Source organism: Mucilaginibacter sp. GW821-FHT07G05, from assembly GCF_059418565.1.
The window spans coordinates 28,747-42,016 of the sequence record NZ_JBWKQC010000005.1 but is presented as its reverse complement, the minus strand read 5'-3'; the positions used below and the strand labels follow the sequence as shown (position 1 = coordinate 42,016).

Sequence of the window (13,270 nt, the reverse complement as noted above, 5' to 3'; positions counted from 1 at the left end):
AACAGCCGCTTTTTTTATGCAAAATTATTTTCACTATGTTACATACTTTCCATATTCCGGTTTTAGGCCTTGCTTACTCTATTGATACCCCTTTAAAGGTTGCCCGTTATGGCATATCGTCGGTAGTATCTATTGTTGATGACGAACTGGTTGAGCGTATGCGCCAGTACCATTCCCTGCAAAATAACGAACCTTATACACCCATCATCAAAAATGAACCCGACTACCGCGCGCGCCGAATTACTGCTTATTTAAACTTGCTGCATAAGCTGGTGAGCGCGCAGTTTGAGCTGATCCGTAATGAGACGTTTACACCGGGGAGCGACATTTGCCGGTATTTCGAACTGCTGCCGCCTGCATCGGCAGTAAAAAAATTGTATAACCGCATGCTGCAAATACAGGATGATATAGTGCGCACCTCGCTGCAAAATGTATTGCGCGGGCGTATGCGGGCAGGTGCCATCGATGTAAATATTATGGCCAAGGTAGATAAGATGAACTACAACGCCGCAGGCGAACCTGACGGCGAACAAAATACCGACGCGCTGGCCGCCTTGCGTGGCTTTGCCATTAGCGACCTTAGCTCGGCAGTAACGTTATCTGCCGGGATGAACCCAAGGTTGTACAGCTACCTTGAAAGCTTTAAAGAATTCTTTCCGGATGAGGCGGCCCGTTTGCACAAGCGGGTGATATTGAAGGTGAGCGATTTCAGGTCGGCATTGATACAGGCTAAGTTTTTAGCCAAGAAGGGGGTGTGGGTATCCGAGTTCAGGATAGAATCGGGCTTGAACTGCGGCGGGCATGCTTTTGCTACCGATGGTTTATTGTTAGGTCCGATACTGGAAGACTTTAAACAAAAACGGCAGGAAATGCAGGCCGAACTATGGGCTATGTGCAGCACTGCTTTAAAAGATAAAGGATACCATTTACCCGTTGCGCCGCCTTTACAAAGGGTGAGTGTACAGGGCGGTATAGGTACTGCCGGTGAAAATGATTTTTTACTGAATTATTACCGCCTGGATGCAACAGGCTGGGGTAGTCCGTTTTTACTGGTGCCCGAAGCTACCAACGTTGATGACGATACGCTGCAAAGTATCGCCAAGGCAAGCAACGATGATTATTATGTAAGTGATGCCTCGCCTTTGGGGATCTTGTTTAACAATTTCAGGGGCAGTACCGCCGAGGTGCAGCGTTTAGAGCGAATAGCTCACAATCGCCCAGGAAGCCCTTGTACCAAAAAGTTTTTGGTTACCAATACCGAATTTACCGAACAGCCTATCTGCACGGCATCGCGCGAGTATCAGCACCTCAAATTGAAGCAATTGCAGGCAGCTAATCTTACAAATGAAGCCTATCAGGAACAGTTTGACCAGGTAACAGCTAAAATATGCCTGTGCGAAGGGCTTTGTACATCGGCTTATATTAAGAACGATATGCTGCGCCCGCGCGAAAACAGGGCGGTAGCTATTTGCCCAGGGCCGAACCTGGCTTATTTTTCAAAGGTGTATTCGCTGGATGAGATGGTGAAGCACATATACGGCAAGCTCGATCTGCTGGAGGGCATCAGCAGGCCCAATATGTTTATTAATGAGCTGAATTTGTATATCGACCACCTTAAAAAAGACATTGGCCAGCAACTCAAAAACTTTACCGATAAGAAAGAAAAATACCTGGTTAAGTTTAAAGACCAACTGTTACAGGGCATCAATTACTACAAACAACTGATACCTCAAATTAGCGGGCAAACCGAAGATAAGCTGAAAGAGATGCAGCACATGTTACTGGGCTGCGAAGCCAAACTGAACGCATTGATCTAAACCTTTAAACATTATCACTTGCAGCAAAAAGGGAGCGGTTATTTACAACCGCTCCCTTTTGCATAACAAAACACTAAAAAAATTAACCGGCCATGCTGAATAGCTGCGCCGCCGGTTGGGCTACCCATAAGCGGGCATCAAGCGCCATGCATATATTGCGCAGGTAACGTTTGCCCAGGGGAGTTACCTTAAGGCTCCATGAGTTGAGTTCAACCAGTTCATCATCGGCCAAAGCCTGCATGCGCTCCAAGCCGGATAGAAAGGCTTCGCAGCGATGGGTATGGTGGTTCCAGCTGGTTTCGCCTTTACACATTATATTGAGGATGTGACGACGGATCACCAGGTCTTCCTGCGTAAGTAAATGGCCCTTAAAAGCCGGGAAATGATTTTCGTTAAGCAGGGTGATGTAAGCCTCCACACTCTTTACATTTTGAGCATAGACATACCATGTATCGCTAATGGCAGATACGCCAAGCCCGATAAGCAATTGTGTATACTGATGGGTGTAGCCCATAAAGTTGCGGTGCAATAGTCCTGCTTGTTCGGCCTTGTAAAGGCTGTCGGTCACCAGCGCGAAGTGGTCCATGCCGATCTCCTGGTAGCCATATTGGGTGAACAGGCTGTAACCCACTTCGTAAAGTTTACGCTTGGTGTGGGCATCGGGCAGGTCGTGCTCGGTAAACATGCGCTGACCCGGTTTTATCCAGGGTACATGTGCATAGCTGTAAAAAGCGATACGGTCAGGTGCCAGTTCAGATACCTTTTGAATGGTAGCGGCCAGGCCTTCCAGCGTTTGGAGGGGCAAGCCGTATATCAAGTCGTAGTTAATAGATGTGTAGCCAATGGCGCGTGCATCTTCGGTCACTTTTTTTACCTGCTCAAAGCTTTGCCTGCGGTTAATGATGCGCTGCACCTCGGGGTCGAAATCCTGAATACCTAAACTAAGCCGGCGAAAGCCCAGATCGTACAAGGCTTGTAAATGGGCAGTGCTGGTATTATCCGGATGCGCCTCAAAGCTGAATTCCGCCTGCGGGTGTATCACCGATCCCCACAGGAGGCCATTGATAAGTAATTGCAAATTGGCCGGGTTAAAGAACGTGGGCGTACCGCCACCCAAATGTATCTCGCGAATGATGGGTTTGTCGTTAAAAAGCTCGCGGTATAGAGTCCACTCTTTTAATACGGCCTTTATATACGGCTGCTCAACATTATGGTTTTTGGTGATGCGGGTATTGCAGCCGCAGTAAGTACACAGACTTTCGCAATAGGGCAGGTGTATGTACAGGCTGATGCCATCTTTACTATTGCTTTGCTTAAACGAAAACTTAACCGATTCTTTCCAGCCCTCTATATCAAACTTGTTATTATCCCAGTAGGGCACGGTAGGGTAGCTGGTGTACCTTGGCGCGGCGGTGTGGTATTTTTCTACCAAACTTACATGAGCACTCATGATGCGGAAATTTATAAATTAACGATTTTCTTTTCGGCAGTTACGCGGCAACTGTTGGCACAGGCGCAGGCATCGCCCACGCATTTGTTCTGCTGCCACATATCAATATTTTTGATGGTTTGATCGGCAATTTGCTGTATAGCTTCGTGTGTTAAAAATGCCTGGTGCGGCGTAATAATTACGTTAGGGTAGGCCAGCAATTCTTCCAGCAGATGGTCTTTTTTAATATCCTTGGAATGATCGCTGAAGAATAAACCTTTTTCATATTCATAAACATCTAACCCGAGGTAACCTATTTTGCCGTTGCCTAATGCTTCGAGCATGTCTTCGGTATTAATTAAAGCTCCGCGCGAGGTATTGAGCAGCATTACACCGGTCTTCATTTCGGCAATGGTTTGCTTATTGATGAGGTGCATGGTATTGGATGTTAAAGGCGCGTGCAGCGAAATAACGTCGGAGGTGCGCAGCAATTCGGCTAATGATACACTTTCAATACCATCGGCATCGCTAAGCGTAACTACATCATAAGCTATCACCCGGCAGCCTAAACCTTTAAATATGGCGGCGGTAGCCTTGCCAATATGGCCTAAACCTATCAACCCTACGGTTTTGCCGTAAAAGTTAAAACCTATCAGGTCGTCGAGTTTAAAATCAAAATCGTGGCTGTGTTTATTGGCCGTGGTAATGCGCCTGCTTAAGGCCAGTGCCAGCGCGACGGTATGTTCGGCAATGGCTTGTGGCGAATACAGCGGAACGTTGGCCAATTTAATGCCTCTTTTTCCGGCGGCATCCCTGTCTATATGATCGGTACCAACCGAGCGTGTGGCGATGTACCTGATACCCATATCGGCCAGGCGGTTTACCACCGGTGCCGATACATCATCATTGGTAAAAACCACCACCGCGTCTTTCCCTTCGGCGTAACTAACGGTTTCGAGGCTTAGCGGATTTGATATAAGGGTTATATCGTGCTTTTTTTGGTTGGCCTTGGCCAATGATTCTTTTTCGAAGTTTTTTATGCTGTACGCTACCACTTTCATCTTCAGGATGTTTTTGATTCAGTGTCAAAGCTATCCCTAAAAAATGGCAGCGGGCATGCGTGCGGTCATGCCAAAAAGTGATGCTCGTCAGTTCTTCATTTTTATCAGGCGGTTAATGTCCAGTATGCGGATGTGACTGCCCTTTTTTTCTATCAGGTTTTCCTCTTTAAAATCGGTTAAGGTACGGCTCACGGTTTCGGTGGCCATGCCCGCCATGGCAGCCAGTTCATCGCGCGATATTTTGAACGATTCCGGGTCGGTTAACTGTTTGCTTAAACGTACCAACACCTGTGCCAGCCTTTTGCGTACCGAGTGGTAGGCCAGCTCCAGCAATTGCTCTTCTTTTTCGCGAATATTGTCAGACAGTATTCTGATGAATTGACGGCTCACCGAAGGATATTTATTGATGAGGTTAACGATCATGTCCTTCGGCAAAATGCACACTGCCGAATCATCTGCCGCTTCGGCGGTTTCGCTGTAAACATCGTCGGTAAGTACGGCGTTTATGCCGAGGTAATCTTCCGCCTTAAACAAACCGGTCATAAGTTCTCGGCCGTCTTCGGCTTGTTTAATAGTGCGGATATTACCCTCCAGCACAAGGTACAGGCCCTGCGGCTGATCACCCTCGTAATAAAGAATCTGTTTCTTTTTAATTTGACGTACCCTTCTGCTGGCAATCAGGTTCTTTAGTTCTTCTATACCCTGCGCGTTGCCTGCGGCGAGGTCTTCCAGGCTGGCCAGCGATTTACTGTAATATGCCTCCTGCTTCTCCTTTTTTTTCAGACGGCTTTCAATGGCATTGAGCAGCTCAATCTCGTCAAAGGGTTTGGTAAGATAATCGTCGGCACCCATTTCCATCCCTTTCCTGAAGTCAACCCGCTCGGCCTTTGCCGTTAAAAATATGAATGGGATAGAGGCCGTATCATTTACCTTACCCAGCATGTACAACACGCCGTAGCCATCCAGTTCGGGCATCATAATATCGCATAGTATCAGGTCGGGCTTGTGTTCCATTGCGGTGTGTACGCCAGCCTTGCCGTTATCGGCCTGTAATACGGTATAGCCCGAAAGTTCGAGTATTTCGGCAGTGCTTTCGCGGATGTCGTTGTTATCTTCAATGATGAGGATGGTGGTCATACAATAGGAAATGTAATAGTAAATGATGTGCCCTGGTTCACCTGGCTTTCAAATTCAATTTTGCCGTTCATTAGCTCTACATAGCGGGTTACAATGTTTAGGCCCAAACCCGTTCCGGGTATGTTGCCCGTATTATGCGCCCTGAAAAATGCTTCGAACAAATGTTTCTGATCGCTTTCGGGGATACCGATGCCATTATCTTTTATCACTACGATAAGGCTGTCAGCGGTTATTTCGGAGTTAAACTCGATAAAGCTGTCTTCGCCCGAATATTTGATAGCGTTACCGATCAGGTTGATGATGCAATTTTTCAGCAGCACCTGGTCCAGTGTAACCATGCTGCCTGTGCCGGTGTGCTGGTAAATAATGTTTTGATTTTGCTTGGCCACCAACTGCATCTCTTCGGTTATCTCTTCGGCAAATTTTACAATATCAAAAGCGGTATGCTGCGGTTCTACCTTACCGGCCTCCAAACGTTCGAGGGATAAGAAGTCGTTTAAAATAGAGGTAAGGTTATTTACCGAACTCTTGATCTTGCTTACGTGTTTGGTGATATTGGGGTTGTTAAACTGCTCGGCATACCGTTCTATCAATATGGCCGATAGTTGTATGGAACTCAAAGGCGTACGAAACTCATGCGACGCCATAGATACGAAACGGCTTTTCAGTTGCCCCAGTTCTTTTTCTTTTTCGAGCGATTGACTGACCTCTTCCTTGGCTTTTTGCAGGGCGAGTACAGTATCTTTCAACGATTGTGTACGCTCTTCTACCTGGAATTCTAAATTGGCGGCGTAATCTTTCAGGCGTTCTTCGGCTTCCTTTTCACGACTCAGGTCATGAATAAAACCGGTATAGATCTTTCGCCCCGAAAATTGCACCTCACTCACCCCCAAACGGAACGGAAAGCGTGAACCATCTTTACGTAAACCGGTTACCTCGCGGCCTATACCTATAATGTGGGCATGCCCGGTGCGCTGGTAGCGGTGTATGTATTCGTCGTGTTGTTCGCGGTCGGGTGGGGGCATCAGCATGGCAATATTGTTACCTATTACCTCTTCGGGCTCGTATTGAAAAAGCTTACAGGCTGATGGGTTGATAGATTCTACCCGGCCGCGTTCGTCAATGGTGATAATACCATCAATGGCGTTTTCAATAATTGCTTTTAATAAGGCAGCGCTTTCCATGCATGAAATATAGAGAAAATGATGATGATCACAAATATCGTAAACCGCATTTTTACCCCGGCTGACTAACATCAGGGCATAAAATGATAAAGATCATTTTTTTGCTGCGCCATGTACAAATACGCATTTATATAAACAGGATACTTTAAATGATGTTAATAAAAGAACGTTTACAGCCATTACACCCTCGCTTATGCTTAAATACCGTTACGTTAAATATACTTTTACTACGCTGCTGTTATGTGCAAGCTGCCTGATAGCCAAGGCGCAATTTACAGATTCAACCCATTACCATGCCGTGCTTTCTTCATCGGGCGCTATCAATAAAACAAACGACGGACGATCATACCTCCTCAATAATTCACTCAACTTCGGCGTAAAAAAGAAGAGCATCACCTTTAATACCAGTAATACGTGGATCTACGGTAAACAAAATAAAGAACTCACCAATAACGATTTTTCATCATCGGTTTATGTGAACCTGTATAAAACGTTCAACCATTTTTATTACTGGGGACTGGTGAATTACAATACCAGTTACTCATTAAAAGTAAATAATCAGTTATTGGCAGGCGTGGGAGTAGCCTACAGCTTTTTTGATCAACCGAATGTGTATGTAAATGTAAGCGATGGTGTGCTGTACGATCAGAGCAATTTACTGGTGAACGAAATTTACAACACCTACCGGAACTCATTCAGGCTGCAATTCCATTTTTTGATAAAAGATATGATCACGCTGGATGGCAGCCATTTTCTGCAAAGCTCTTTCTCAAACGGAAACGATTACATCATCCGCTCCAACACCACGCTTGGCATCAGGTTACGCAAATGGATAAGCCTTACCACCGCGCTCAATTATAACCGCATGAATATTACACGAAGCGACAACCTCAACTTTACGTATGGATTGTCGTTAGATAAATATTTTTAGGAAGAGTAGCTTGCAGCTAAGTGAGGACTTTTTCAAATCCCTCCTTGGGGAGGGGCGCGCCGGGAATTGCGATGGCAGGGAGGGGTTTATACAGTATTTCAAGTGGAGAATATAGTTGATTGTTTAGCCTGTGGTGATAACACTGACCTTAGGCAGGAATGAAACTTTTTCAAATCCCTCCTTGGGGAGGGGCGCGCCGGGAATTGCGATGGCAGGGAGGGGTTTACACATCAGATACCATTAACAACAAAGCCACCGTTTTATCAGTGGCTTAGTTTATTTTATGATGCTTTCGCTATAAAGCGAAGTTTGCTTGGTTCGTTTTCCTCTGGCTTCAGCTCCCTTTCAACAGCCGGTGTGCCGGTGTAACCGTATTTCTCTTTCATCTTTCTGAATATCTCAAAACTGAACGCATCCGCCATCGGTAAATGGTATCTGCCTACTGTTTTGGCATGCAGTTCCAACGAATCGGACGGCACTTTCAAATTGAAATGGTTAATGTGGGTAAGGCCTGTGGCCACATCAGTGTCGAATACCACAAAGGTATCGATCATCTGCCCCTCCGGACTGGTGTATATTACGGTTTGATTTTCATGGAAGCGTTTCATATAATATCAACAAGGTACAGTGAATAAATGTTTTACAAAAAGTTGAAATAATTAATAAATTATCTTTTTACTTAACCGCGGCGGCAATCCCGGTCTTCAGTAATTCAACGGTGATCTCTCTGGTGTACGATTTTATTTCGCCCAAAAACGCTTCTATTGATGCCCCTCCGCGTATTTCTTCGAGGCGTTTTTCCCAGGTTCCGGTAAGTTCGGCCTGTGCTATCTGGCGATGTTTTACCACCTCGTAAACAGCCAATCCGGTATTGGTAGGCACCAGGTTTTTCTTCTCGCGGGTGATGTAAGTACGTTTGATCAGGGTCTCAATAATGGCGGCACGGGTGGCGGGGGTGCCTAAGCCACTATCTTTCATTGCATAGCGCAGCTCTTCGTCGTCAATTTCCTTGCCTGCGGTTTCCATTGCTTTCAGTAAACTGGCTTCGTTGTAAAGAGGCTTGGGTTTGGTTTGCTTTTCGAGGATGGCCTTTTGCGGCACAGGCAGGTTTTCGCCCTGCTGTACTTTTGGCAGCGAAGCGTTTTCCTCGTCCTTTTTTTCCTCGTCGGGCTCGTTAAAAACCGCGCGCCAGCCGGGGGTATTGATCACAGTTCCGCTGGCGGTAAATTTTGAACCGCTTTGCACCGTTATCTTGGTGATCTCCTTTATACAATCCTGGTGAAAAGCTTCCAGCATACGGCCCGCAACCATATCGTAAACCGCCTGCTGATCGGGTGTTAAGTGGTTAGACTTTTCGCCGGTAGGTAAAATAGCGTGGTGATCGGTCACCTTTTTAGCATTCACGCTGCGCTTGCTCAATTTGGCCCCGGATAGGGCAGTAGCCTGTTTGCCAAAATCGGGATGATTCTCAAATTTGGTTATCAGCTCGGGCACACCGGCAAATACATCGTCGCCAATATAGCGGCTGCCCGTACGCGGATAGGTTACCAGTTTACCTTCGTACAGGTTTTGTAACAGGCCGAGGGTTTGGTCGGCGGTAAAGCCTTTGCGTTTGTTGGCTTCCTGTTGCAGGCTGCTTAAGTCGTGCAATAGTGGCGGCGGTTCCTTGCGGGGTTTGGCTTCCACACTTAATATATGGCCGCCGTTAGGGAAGCCCGAAGGTACATCTTCTACCTTATCTAATATAGTTTGCGCGTCTTCACGGGTTTTAAAGTTTTCGGTAGATATCGCCCGGAAAACCTGCCCGTCCTTATCTACCTGAATAGCTACCTGGAAGTAGATCTGCGGAACAAAGTTCTTGTTCTCCAGATACCGGGCGCAAATCATGGCCAGCGTTGGCGTTTGTACCCTGCCTAAAGACAGCACCCCACGGTTACCCGATGCAAGGCTCAATGCCTGGGTGGCGTTCATCCCCACCAACCAGTCCGACTGTGAACGGCAGTGCGCCGAGTAAAACAGCGTATCGTAATCACTACCCGGTTTAAGGTTACGGAAACCATCCTTAATGGCCGCGTCAGTTTGCGAGGAGATCCACAAGCGCTTGAAAGGCTTTTTACATTTCAGGTAGTAATAAATATACCTGAAGATGAGTTCACCCTCGCGCCCGGCATCCGTTGCTACAATAATTTCGGTAGCTTCATCAAACAGTCCTTTAATAATATCCAGTTGTTTTTTTACCGATGGATCGTCGACCACGCCATCCTTAGTTTTTACCTTACGAATGGAGAGCTTGAACTTTTGCGGCAGCATAGGAAGGTTTTGCACGCTCCAGCCATAAAAGCCATACTCCTGCGGCGGGGCCAACTGTAAGAGGTGACCGAAAGCCCAGGTGAACGTATAACCTTTGCCTTCCATATAGCCATCTTTTTTTGTGGTAGCGCCAAATACTTTGGCTATCTCACGGGCAACAGATGGTTTTTCGGCAATAATAACTTTCATACGCTGACTTTACTCCTGGGTGGTAAATGTTAAAACAGAGGTCGAAATTAGGCATTTGATTGTGGGGCTGCAATGGTTGTTGATAATTGGGAGGGCTGGTACATCAATCTTACTCATCCGGTCTTCGCTTAGCCCGACCACCTTCTCTGCGCAAGCGCAAAGAAGGTTTTATCTTTTTCAATCCTCTTTGCGCAGCAGAGAGGGTCGACCAGCGTAGCGTAGTCGGGGTGAGTTGATTAAAGTGTTTTCCATTAATATTATCCCCAATATTAGTACCACATCACACATGCAACTAATATTGAATATTGGTAGCTTTGCAGCCGTCCGCGGGTAATGTTATTATCACTATTATTGCCGGCGGATGTACCTTTAACAACCAATACGTCATACAATTATATAAATGAAAAAGATAATTTTAGTTACCGGGGCTTCTTCGGGTTTGGGCCTTGCTACAGCTAACGCGCTTGCCGCGCAAGGGCATACTGTTTATGGCACCAGCCGCAGCCTTAGCCGCATAAAAGACGCGTCGTTTAAACCACTCGAAATGGACGTTACCGACGATGCTTCAGTACAGGCCGCGGTTTCAAAAATTTATGCTGCCGAAGGTCGTATAGATGTATTGGTGAACAATGCGGGTAACGGCATCACAGGGCCGCTTTACGCCATGCCGGTTGATGCTGCCAAAAAACAATTTGAAGTGAACTTTTTTGGTGTGGTGCGTGTGTGCACCGCTGTGCTGCCGGGCATGATAGAAAAGAAAGCCGGGTTGGTAATCAACATAGGCTCGCTGGCAGGTTTATTCGGTTTGCCATACCAGGGTTTATACAGCGCGTCGAAATTCGCTATTGAGGGTTACTCGCAAAGCCTGCGTATGGAACTGCAAAATACCGGTATAAAGGTAACAGTGATCAACCCCGGCGATTTTAAAACGGATTTTACCGGCAGCCGCGAAAAACTACCTTTCACCCTGCCAAACGAGCAGTTGAAAAAAGAATTTGAAGCCGCCGTTGCCAGTATGGAAAAAGACGAAAGCATAGGCGCAAGTCCCGAAAAACTTGCCGCGCAGATCGTTAAAATTGTAGGTAAAAGCAGCCCGGCACATAGTTACCTGGTGGGTGCCATTGGGCAAACCATTGTACCTACGCTAAAAGCCATATTGCCCGGCAATTTGTTTGTTAAGCTGATGAACGACCATTACGGTATAAAATAATTAAGTTCAATAACAGAGAGGGGAGTGTTCATCATTCCAGTGGAAGCGATTTTTAAAATATTGCGCAACGGAATTGTGCGATTCCCCTCTTGAGAGGGGTGGAGGGGTGTGTTATTTTGAAGAGAAATGTTCATATACACACCCCTGCCAACGCTCCATCTCTCGCGCCCCCTCTCAAGAGGGGAGTGAAAATTAAAAGCGATTTCCCGTTCATCATTCACCTTTCGGTTTCTGATCAGTATGTGATTTTATGCAAGAAAAAAATAACAAAAAGACCATCTGGGCCTGGGCCATGTTTGATTGGGCCAATCAGGCTTATAACATGGTGATCATCTCTACCATATTCCCGGCGTATTATGTGGCCATTACGGCGGCTAAGCCTTATAATGGTATGGTTACCTTTTTTGGCAAGCAATATGTAAACACGGTGCTGTCGAGCTATGTACTCGGTGCATCGTACCTTATTATTGTGTTCCTGCTGCCTATACTAACTTCCATTGCCGATTATAAAGGCCATAAAAAAGGTTACCTGCAAGCCTTTACCTGGCTGGGTAGTTTAGCCTGCGCGGTTATGTTTTATTTTACTATGGATAACTTCGAGCTGGGTATGATCTGTTTCGGCCTGGCATCGATAGGATATTGCGGTGGTTTTGTTTTCTACAACTCGTACCTGCCGCAAATAGCCACGGTTGATCAGCAGGATGCCGTAAGTGCCAAAGGTTTCATCTATGGTTTTGTAGGCAGTATTGTGGTGCAGGTAATATGTTTCGTGTTCGTATTATCGCCCCAAACATTTGGTATTACTGATGATGTAGCCGCGCGCTTATCCTTTTTAATAGTAGGTATATGGTGGATAGGTTTCTCCATGATCGCTTTTTACCTGTTGCCTAAAGGCGTGCCTAACACAGGTTCACATAACTATAATATACTAACCGGAGGTTTTAAAGAGCTGGCCAAAGTTTGGCGACAGGTTAAGGAGCTGCCCCTGTTGAAGCGTTTCCTCCCTGCGTTCTTCTTTTATTCGGTAGGGGTGCAAACTATTTTGCTGGTGGCTGCCAACTTTGGTGCTAAAGAGTTAAAAATGCCTGAAGATAGCCTGATCAGTATTATCCTTATTATACAGGTGGTGGCCATTATAGGGGCAACCATTACGGCTAAAATGTCGGCCAAATATGGTAACGTAAAAGTGTTATCGGCCATAGTGGGTATATGGTGTTTGATATGTGGCTCGGTATATTTTGTTAGCAGTGCCCAGCAATTTTACGCTGCTGCCGTGATAGTGGGTTTGGTGATGGGCGGGGTGCAATCGCTTTCTCGTTCTACCTTCTCCAAATTCATTCCGCAAAACATCCCGGATACGGCCTCGTATTTCAGCTTTTATGATGTAACCGAAAAGCTATCAATTGTGGTAGGCTTGTTCACCTTCGGTTATGTTGAGGCCGTTACTCACGAAATGCGCGATTCGGCCTTGGTGCTCGATGGCTTTTTCATTATCGGCTTTTTTCTGTTGATCGTATTGTGGCTTTTCCAATCAAAAACGAAACAAAACCTGGAAGTAGCCTGACCACATTTACAAGGTTTTTATTCCTGAAATAATAAGAAAATATGCAAGATACTGAACCCGGCTAAGCAAACAGCCGGGTTTTTTATTATACTTGAAAAAGAAGCGCTAACATTAGAAAACAATAAGTGTATTGTTAACACAATGTCTTCGCAGTATAATATTTAAGTAAACATGTAACTTAGGTGGTGAATCATCAAACAAATTCAAAAATGATTTATTAACTCTGTATATGAAAACAAAAACAACTATCACAATACCCAATACAAGCTAATGTTTACCGGTTGTTTTGCCGCTTATTGCCCCTAATGATCAGCGGGGCGATACTTAGTAACGTAATATCGTTTTTAAGTTCATCACTTTACTATATATCGTTACTGGTTTAGGCGGATAAATGGCACTTTGTGTTGACCTTCAAGTGTTTGTGCAAATGGCACAGTT

At 45.8% G+C, this 13,270-nt stretch carries 10 protein-coding genes; 4 read left to right on the top strand and 6 right to left on the bottom strand.

What is annotated here, in order from left to right:
- The first annotated feature begins 35 nt into the window (after positions 1-35).
- On the top strand, positions 36-1,817 hold the full coding sequence (locus AC07NA_RS14085) for a hypothetical protein (RefSeq protein ID WP_494898187.1): 1,782 nt from the start codon (positions 36-38) through the stop codon (positions 1,815-1,817).
- An 82-nt stretch (positions 1,818-1,899) separates the two neighbouring features.
- On the opposite strand, the gene hemN is transcribed toward AC07NA_RS14085, so the two are convergent.
- The 4 genes from hemN to AC07NA_RS14065 all read right to left on the bottom strand — a co-directional run bounded on the left by hemN (position 1,900) and on the right by AC07NA_RS14065 (position 6,628).
- Entirely contained in the window at positions 1,900-3,267 is a 1,368-nt protein-coding gene (gene hemN / locus AC07NA_RS14080; RefSeq protein WP_494898186.1) for an oxygen-independent coproporphyrinogen III oxidase, read from the bottom strand.
- Between the two features lie 11 nt (positions 3,268-3,278).
- Positions 3,279-4,307, bottom strand: a complete 1,029-nt coding sequence (locus tag AC07NA_RS14075) for a 2-hydroxyacid dehydrogenase (RefSeq protein ID WP_494898185.1) — start codon at positions 4,305-4,307, stop codon at positions 3,279-3,281.
- Between the two features lie 87 nt (positions 4,308-4,394).
- A complete protein-coding gene (locus tag AC07NA_RS14070; protein WP_345211148.1) occupies positions 4,395-5,444 on the bottom strand; it encodes a response regulator in 1,050 nt (349 codons plus the stop codon).
- Positions 5,441-6,628, bottom strand: coding sequence for a PAS domain-containing sensor histidine kinase (locus AC07NA_RS14065; RefSeq protein ID WP_345211147.1), 1,188 nt, complete (start codon positions 6,626-6,628; stop codon positions 5,441-5,443). The genes AC07NA_RS14070 and AC07NA_RS14065 overlap by 4 nt, the downstream gene beginning before the upstream one ends.
- A gap of 193 nt (positions 6,629-6,821) precedes the next feature.
- On the opposite strand from AC07NA_RS14065, the gene AC07NA_RS14060 reads away from it, so the two are divergent.
- Positions 6,822-7,559, top strand: coding sequence for a DUF481 domain-containing protein (locus AC07NA_RS14060; protein WP_494898184.1), 738 nt, complete (start codon positions 6,822-6,824; stop codon positions 7,557-7,559).
- 281 nt (positions 7,560-7,840) lie between these two features.
- Here the strand turns inward: AC07NA_RS14060 and AC07NA_RS14055 are convergent, their stop codons facing one another.
- Both AC07NA_RS14055 and AC07NA_RS14050 read right to left on the bottom strand, forming a co-directional pair.
- The gene (locus tag AC07NA_RS14055; protein ID WP_494898183.1) at positions 7,841-8,167 is read right to left on the bottom strand and encodes a hypothetical protein; all 327 of its coding nucleotides are present in this window, start codon (positions 8,165-8,167) and stop codon (positions 7,841-7,843) included.
- Positions 8,168-8,234: 67 nt separating this feature from the next.
- Positions 8,235-10,058 carry a DNA topoisomerase 3 gene (locus AC07NA_RS14050; RefSeq protein WP_494898182.1) on the bottom strand — a complete coding sequence of 608 codons (1,824 nt, stop codon included), beginning with the start codon at positions 10,056-10,058 and terminating at the stop codon, positions 8,235-8,237.
- Positions 10,059-10,458: 400 nt separating this feature from the next.
- Here AC07NA_RS14050 and AC07NA_RS14045 point away from each other — a divergent pair, with 400 nt between their 5' ends.
- Entirely contained in the window at positions 10,459-11,268 is an 810-nt protein-coding gene (locus tag AC07NA_RS14045) for an SDR family oxidoreductase (protein ID WP_494898181.1), read from the top strand.
- A gap of 250 nt (positions 11,269-11,518) precedes the next feature.
- A complete protein-coding gene (locus AC07NA_RS14040) occupies positions 11,519-12,832 on the top strand; it encodes an MFS transporter (RefSeq protein ID WP_494898180.1) in 1,314 nt (437 codons plus the stop codon).
- Positions 12,833-13,270: the final 438 nt, after the last annotated feature.

Coding starts and splice junctions, on each gene's coding strand:
- AC07NA_RS14040 (WP_494898180.1), top strand. CDS start 11,519: ATGCAAGAAAAAAATAACAAAAAGACCATCTGGGCCTGGGCCATGTTT.
- hemN (WP_494898186.1), bottom strand. CDS start 3,267: ATGAGTGCTCATGTAAGTTTGGTAGAAAAATACCACACCGCCGCGCCA.
- AC07NA_RS14050 (WP_494898182.1), bottom strand. CDS start 10,058: ATGAAAGTTATTATTGCCGAAAAACCATCTGTTGCCCGTGAGATAGCC.
- AC07NA_RS14055 (WP_494898183.1), bottom strand. CDS start 8,167: ATGAAACGCTTCCATGAAAATCAAACCGTAATATACACCAGTCCGGAG.
- AC07NA_RS14065 (WP_345211147.1), bottom strand. CDS start 6,628: ATGGAAAGCGCTGCCTTATTAAAAGCAATTATTGAAAACGCCATTGAT.
- AC07NA_RS14060 (WP_494898184.1), top strand. CDS start 6,822: ATGCTTAAATACCGTTACGTTAAATATACTTTTACTACGCTGCTGTTA.
- AC07NA_RS14045 (WP_494898181.1), top strand. CDS start 10,459: ATGAAAAAGATAATTTTAGTTACCGGGGCTTCTTCGGGTTTGGGCCTT.
- AC07NA_RS14075 (WP_494898185.1), bottom strand. CDS start 4,307: ATGAAAGTGGTAGCGTACAGCATAAAAAACTTCGAAAAAGAATCATTG.
- AC07NA_RS14085 (WP_494898187.1), top strand. CDS start 36: ATGTTACATACTTTCCATATTCCGGTTTTAGGCCTTGCTTACTCTATT.
- AC07NA_RS14070 (WP_345211148.1), bottom strand. CDS start 5,444: ATGACCACCATCCTCATCATTGAAGATAACAACGACATCCGCGAAAGC.